This is a genomic window from Novosphingobium sp. KN65.2 (assembly GCF_001368935.1).
Classification (GTDB): Bacteria; Pseudomonadota; Alphaproteobacteria; order Sphingomonadales; family Sphingomonadaceae; genus Novosphingobium; species Novosphingobium mathurense.
Genome location: NZ_CCBH010000134.1, coordinates 44,813 through 51,148, shown reverse-complemented (window position 1 = coordinate 51,148; position 6,336 = coordinate 44,813). Strand labels below are relative to the sequence as shown.

Genomic DNA, 6,336 nt, shown 5'->3' with positions numbered 1-6,336 from the left:
AACTCACCGGCAAGCTTTGAGGCCTGTTTCCAACGATTTATGACAGAGACCCCCGGAGGCTTGCTTCCGGGGGTCTTTTTCTGTCTGACCGCGCCCGAAGCTGACCGGATGATCCCTGGTTCTGGAGCTTGTGCGCATGCCGATACGTTTGACGATCTTGTGGAGCTTCTGTCTGGTCCTCCTGACCGGCGGCATGACTGCACCTGTGCGGGCGAAAGAGGTCATGCTCGAACCCGCATCGAAATGGGTGGTCAACTATGCGGACAAGGCCTGCATGCTCTTGCGCAAGTTCGGCACCGACGAGAGTCCCTTTCTCCTGCGCATGCACAGCTATGGTTCGCGCAACCACTTCGAGTTTTCGCTGGCGGGCAAGGACCTCAACGGCATCCGTTCGGGTACCAATGCAGGCATTGCCTTCGGCCCCGGTGAAACGCTAGCGATCGACCGGCTTCAGGCGGGCAATCTGGAAGGATACGGTAAGTCATTCCTGTTTTCCGGAGCGTTCGAACGGAGGAAAACCGAGTTTGAGGAGGAAGGGCTCACAGTCAGCCCCGATCCGGACCCGGAATTCGAAAAGGCGGTCGATCGCATTGCGCTCGTTTCCGGGCCGCGCCGCATCGTCCTGCATACAGGGAAAATGGATGCCCCGCTCAAGGCAATGCGGCAATGCGTCGACGCGATGATGGAGAGCTGGGGGCTCGACCCGAAAGTGCAGGCAACCCTGTCACGTCCAACCAAGCCGGAAAGCGTCGAGAAAATGGTCAGGCGGATTAGCGCGCATTATCCGCTCGGGATGGCGATGACCGGTCGGCAGGGACGGGTGAACGTCCGCGCGATGATCGATGCCCAAGGGATGCCTACCAAGTGCGAAGTGACCCAATCCTACAGTGAAAGGGCATTCGACGAACTTGCCTGCCAGATTATCCGGGAAACCGCCTTTGAGCCCGCGCTGGACGCAAAGGGTCAGCCGACGCCGTCGTTCTATCAGCAGACCATACTGTACCTGATGCACTAGCGCGGAGTACCGTTCCGACCGATCACTCCGGCAGGCGCTCGAAGAGGTTGAGGATCGTCTTGCCGTCTTCCGCTTCGTGCTGTCCGTAGTGCTTGAAGCCGAGGCGGGTGGCGAGGCGTTCGGAAGGGGTATTGCCTTCCTCGATCATGCAGGCGATCCGGCGCCTGCCATGGACCCTGTCGAACCAGGGCAGCACCGTGCCCATGACTTCGCCGGCGAGACCTTCCCCCCAGTGGTCCTGGCGCACGATCCAGCCCGCTTCGGGCACGTCGTCCATGCCCTTGCCGAAGCCGCGCCAGGAATGGAAGATGCCGCAATTGGCGATGAGTTCGGCCTCGCCGCGTTTGCGGACGTAGAAGGTGCCATAGCCGTAGAGCGCCCAGCTGCCGGTATTGCGGCTCAGTCGTTCGAATTGCGAGAAGTAGTCCGCGCGCGCAGGCCCCAGGAAACGGGTCATGTCCTTGCCCTCGAGCAGGCGCACCAGCCCCTCGAGATCGCCCGGTCCCGGTTGCCACAAGTCGTAGCGCCCGGTGGTCAGAAAAGGTTTCCCTGTGTTCACAGCCATCGTTCCACGGTGTGAATTGCCATGCCGACCAGCCCGCCGACAAGGGTGCCGTTGACGCGGATGAACTGCAGGTCCCGACCGACGGCGCCTTCGATCCGGTCCGAGACGGTCTTGGCATCCCAGCGTTTCACGGTTTCGGATACCAGCCGGACGATCTCCGAGCCGTAGCGCGAAGCCACGCCGACCAGGGTCCTGCGGGCGAAGCGATTGACGAGGGCCTGGAGGCGCTGGTCCTCACCGAGGGCAAGGCCCAACTGGGAAATCGAATCGCCCAGGCTGCCGGAGAGTGCCTTGTCCGGATTGCGCACCGCGCGAAGCAGCGCCTCGCGGGCGCGTTCCCACATGGCGTCAAGCCAGGCCGCCATGGCCGGGTTCTCGATCAACTCGTTCTTGATCCGCTCCACCTTGGCGCGCATCGCCGGATCGTGGCGCAGATCGTCGGCAAGGCGGCCGAGCGATTCGTCGATCTTGGCGCGCAAGGGGTGATCGGGCTGGACGATCACTTCGGCAAGCAGGCGATAGGCGCCGTCGAGCACGCCGTTGGCAAGGCGTTCGTCGAGCCCGGTCCAGCGCATGATCGCATTGGCGCGCTGATGGATCATCTCGCGGATCATCGGCTCGTTGGCCTCTATGGCCTCGCCGATCTTGCGCAGCACCGATTCCAGCACCGGCAGATGGCGCTTGTCGGCGATAGCGTTGGCAAGGATCTGGCCCAGCAGCGGCGCGAGATCGATTCTGGAGAGCTGTCTGCGCAGGCCCGCCTTGACCATGCCGCCCATCTGGTCGGGGTCGAGCGATTCCAGGATATCGGCGAATAGCCCGGCAGCCCCAGCCCGCAGGCGCGACTGCTCCTCGCGGCGCGGATCGGCGAGGAAGGCACCGGCGCTCGCGGCAAGGTTGTAGCCATGCAGGCGCCGGGCGACGACCTGCGGCGTCAGGAAATTGTCGCGCAGGAAGTTCGCCATGGAATCGGCAATGCGGTCCTTGTTGACCGGGATGATGGCGGTGTGGGGGATCGGCAGGCCCAGCGGGCGACGGAAAAGCGCGGTGACCGCGAACCAGTCGGCGAGGCCGCCGACCATTGCGGCCTCGGTGAACGCGATTGCATAGCCCAGCACCGGGTCCCAGTTGGGATAGAGGGCAGAAAGGCGCCGCAGGACCATGAAGGACACGGCCATCAACAGCAGCAACCCTGTCGCGAACAGGCGCATGCGCCTTGCGCGATCCTCCCTCGGTCTGTCTTGCGTTACCACTCCAGTCTTACGCGCCGTGCCCTGCAAGGTTCCCTGTTTCCTTGCCCTGGCCGACTATTCCGCAGGGACGGCTGTGCCGCCCTTGTCGTTGGCGTGACCGGTTTCGTGTGCGTGATGCGGCTCGAAAGTGAGCAGGGACTTGCGCAGGCGCGGGCCGATCCGCTTCTCGAAGCCGTCGGCAAGGCTGAACGCGGCCGGGACGATGATCAGCGTCAGGAAGGTCGAGAGCAGCAGGCCGCCGATCACCGTAATGCCCATGGGCGCGCGCCAGGCACCGTCACCCGAGAGCGAGGCGGCGGTCGGCACCATGCCCGCGGTCATCGCGACGGTGGTCATGATGATCGGCTGGGCACGCTTGTGGCCGGCGTCCATGATGGCGTGGAGCTTGTCGACGCCGCTCGCCATTTCCTCGATCGCGAAGTCGATCAGCAGGATCGAGTTCTTGGCGACGATGCCCAAAAGCATGAGAATGCCGATGTAGACCGGCATCGAGACCGGCTGGCCGACAATGGTGAGGGCGATCATGCCGCCCAGCGGTGCAAGCAGGAGCGAGGCCATGTTCACCAGCGGCGAGACGAAGCGCTTGTAGAGCAGCACCAGCACCGCGAAGACGAGGAAGATGCCGCTGATGACGGCGATGATAAAGTTGTTCACCATCTCCGCCTGCCACTTGTCCTCGCCCACCGGAGCGTTCGAGACGCCCGCTGGCAGATTTCGCATGATCGGGAGCTTCTGGATCTGCTCCAGGATCGGTCCCTTGACTTGGCCCTGTCCGAGGTCGGCCCCGACGAAGACGCGGCGGGACTGGTTGTAGCGCTGGATCTGGGTCGGGCCTGCGCCGAAGCGGATCTCTGCCACGCGCTTGAGGGGGACCGAGCCGCCGTTCGCCGTCGGCACCGGCATGTTCTCGATCGTCGAGAGATCGCGGCGCGAGGAGCGCGGCATGATGACCCTGATCGGGATCTGGCGGTCGCTCAACGAGAACTTGGCCGCGTTCTGGTCTATTTCACCCAGGGTGGCGATGCGGATCGTCTGGCTCAGCGCCGTCGTCGTCACGCCCAGTTGTGCGGCCAGGTCCAGCCGCGGCACGATGACCAGCTCCGGTCGCTTGAGGTCCGCGGCGATGCGCGGTGCGACGACGCCCTTGATGCCGCGCATTTCCTCGACGAGCTTCTGCGCCGTGGCATTGAGCAATTCGGAGTCGTTGCCCGAAAGCATGACCGAGATGTCACGCCCGGTACCGAAGCCGCCAGCCTGGCTGGCGAATGTCACGCGGGCATCGGCGATCTTCTGGAGCTGCGGGGCGAGGCGCTGCTCGAACTGCTTGCTGGTCGTTTCCCGTTCCTTGGCGGGCTTGAGCGAGACGTAGAGCGTGGCCGCTGCTTCGCGCGAGGCTTCGAGAACGCGTTCGACTTCGGGCTGCTTCTCGAGCAGGCGGGTGACTTCGTCGGACAGGGCGGCGGTCTGCTCGATGGTCGTGCCAGGGACCATCTCGATATTGACCTGGCTGGTGTCGTTGTTCTCGTTGGGCTGGAATTGCTGCTGCGAACCGACGAGCAGTGCAGCCGTAACCACGAGCGCGTAGACGCCGCCGCAGAAGGCATAGAAGCGGTGGTCGCGCGAGCGCGCGGTAACGCGCTCCGACAAGAATCGGTACCAGCGGCCGAAATGGCCGAAGCCCGCCGCTACGCCGTAGGCCATCCGGCCGATGAGGAAGGCGACGATCGGCACTGCAATCGGCGCGATGAGGGCGGCGAAGATCACCGCGCCATTCTTCAGCCCGGCTGAAGTCAGCACCATGTGAATCAGGTAGTAGACCGCCGCCGCGGCCCCCGCGCCCAGCGCGAGGATGATTACCATGGCGAGAGCACCCGCCGGATAGTACCACAAGTCCGCAGGGACCTCTTTGATCCGCGCGCGTCGGCGTTTGGCCTCGGTCGTATCGAGCGTCCAGGCGAGGACCTTCATGTAGAGGTCCATGGCGCGGCCTTCGCCATGCTCGGCATGGCCATGAGCCTTGAGGAAATAGGCCGCAACCATCGGCGTGATGAGACGCGCAACGGCAAGGCTCATCAGCACCGCGACGACGACGGTCAGGCCGAAAGCCTTGAAGAACTGGCCGGGAATGCCGGGCATGAGGCCGACGGGCAGGAACACCGCGACAATCGAGAATGTGGTGGCGACAACGGCGAGGCCGATCTCGTCGGCGGCGTCGATGGACGCCTGATAGGCCGTTTTGCCCATGCGCATGTGGCGCACGATGTTCTCGATCTCGACGATCGCGTCATCGACCAGCACGCCGGCGACGAGGCTGAGCGCCAACAGGGACAGGAAGTTGAGCGTGAAGCCCATCATGTCCATGAACCAGAAGGTCGGGATCGCAGAGAGCGGGATCGCAATGGCGGAAATGAAGGTTGCCCGCCAGTCGCGCAGGAACAGGTAGACGATCACGATGGCCAGCACCGCGCCTTCGACCAGTGCTTCCATCGAGCTGGTGTACTGGTCCTTGGTGTAGTCCACCTGCGAGAACAGCTGCGTGATATGGACGCGCGGATTGTCCTGCTTGATCTTTTCCAGTGCCTTAACCGCTTCGTCGTAGACGGTGACGTCCGAGGCCCCGAGCGCGCGTTCGAAGCCGAAGGTCACCACTTCGCGGCCGTGCAGCTTGGCGATGCGGGTCTGTTCCGAGTAGCCGTCATAGACCTTGGCGACATCGGACAGCTTGATCGAACGGCCACCGCCCAGGTTGATGCGCGTGTGCGAAAGGTCGAAGGCGGTGTCGGCATTGCCGAGGACGCGGACCGACTGGCGCGATCCGGCGATCTCGGCCTGGCCGCCGGCTGCGTCGGTGTTGACCGCACGCAGGGCGTTGTTGATGTCGCGGGCCGTCACACCGAGCGCGGCCATCTTGTCGGGATCGATCACCACGCGAATTTCGCGGTCGACGCCGCCCTGGCGCGAAACCGAGGCAAGGCCTTCGATCGACAGCAGTTTCTTGGAGATCGTATCGTCGATGAACCAGCTGAGCTGCTCCATCGTCATGTCATCGGCGCTGACCGCAAAGAGCGCAAGTTGGCCTCCGCCACCCGCCTCGACCTTGGTGACCTGCGGTTCAAGGATGCCGTCAGGCAGGTCGCTGCGGATCTGGTCTACCGCGTTCTTGACCTGGTTGGTGGCGACATCCGGATCGGTGCCGATCGAGAACATCACGAAAGTGGAGGAACTGCCCTCCGACGCCGTCGACTGGATTTCTTCAACGCCCGGGACCGAGCGGGTAGCCGCCTCGATCTTCTGGGTGATCTGCGTCTCGATCTCGCTCGGCGCGGCGCCGGGCTGCGAGACCATCACGTGAACGGCGGGAAATTCGACGTCCGGCATGTTGTTCACGTCCATGCGCGAAAACGAGACAATGCCGGCGATCATCACGCCGATGAAGAAGACGATGGGGACGATCGGATTGCGGATCGACCATGCCGAGATGTTGCGCAGGCTCATGCGTCCTG

4 protein-coding genes are annotated in these 6,336 nt (G+C 63.7%); 1 reads left to right on the top strand and 3 read right to left on the bottom strand.

All coding sequences use genetic code 11. From position 1 onward, the window contains the following. The first annotated feature begins 136 nt into the window (after positions 1–136). Positions 137–1,015: an energy transducer TonB gene (locus SPHV1_RS05665; protein ID WP_082430855.1), complete on the top strand. Its 879-nt coding sequence runs from the start codon at positions 137–139 to the stop codon at positions 1,013–1,015. Positions 1,016–1,037: 22 nt separating this feature from the next. Here SPHV1_RS05665 and SPHV1_RS05660 read toward each other — a convergent pair whose 3' ends face one another. The 3 genes from SPHV1_RS05660 to SPHV1_RS05650 form a co-directional block, all read right to left on the bottom strand. Further along, positions 1,038–1,580, bottom strand: a complete 543-nt coding sequence (locus SPHV1_RS05660; protein ID WP_054945063.1) for a GNAT family N-acetyltransferase — start codon at positions 1,578–1,580, stop codon at positions 1,038–1,040. Next, a complete protein-coding gene (locus SPHV1_RS05655; protein ID WP_079729965.1) occupies positions 1,571–2,791 on the bottom strand; it encodes a DUF445 domain-containing protein in 1,221 nt (406 codons plus the stop codon). The genes SPHV1_RS05660 and SPHV1_RS05655 overlap by 10 nt, the downstream gene beginning before the upstream one ends. Before the next feature lie 96 nt (positions 2,792–2,887). Beyond that, positions 2,888–6,328: an efflux RND transporter permease subunit gene (locus SPHV1_RS05650; protein ID WP_054945062.1), complete on the bottom strand. Its 3,441-nt coding sequence runs from the start codon at positions 6,326–6,328 to the stop codon at positions 2,888–2,890. Positions 6,329–6,336: the final 8 nt, after the last annotated feature.

Excerpts from the sequence above, each read along its gene's own strand:
- SPHV1_RS05660 (WP_054945063.1), bottom strand. The coding sequence starts at position 1,580 with ATGGCTGTGAACACAGGGAAACCTTTTCTGACCACCGGGCGCTACGAC.
- SPHV1_RS05655 (WP_079729965.1), bottom strand. The coding sequence starts at position 2,791 with ATGCGCCTGTTCGCGACAGGGTTGCTGCTGTTGATGGCCGTGTCCTTC.
- SPHV1_RS05665 (WP_082430855.1), top strand. The coding sequence starts at position 137 with ATGCCGATACGTTTGACGATCTTGTGGAGCTTCTGTCTGGTCCTCCTG.
- SPHV1_RS05650 (WP_054945062.1), bottom strand. The coding sequence starts at position 6,328 with ATGAGCCTGCGCAACATCTCGGCATGGTCGATCCGCAATCCGATCGTC.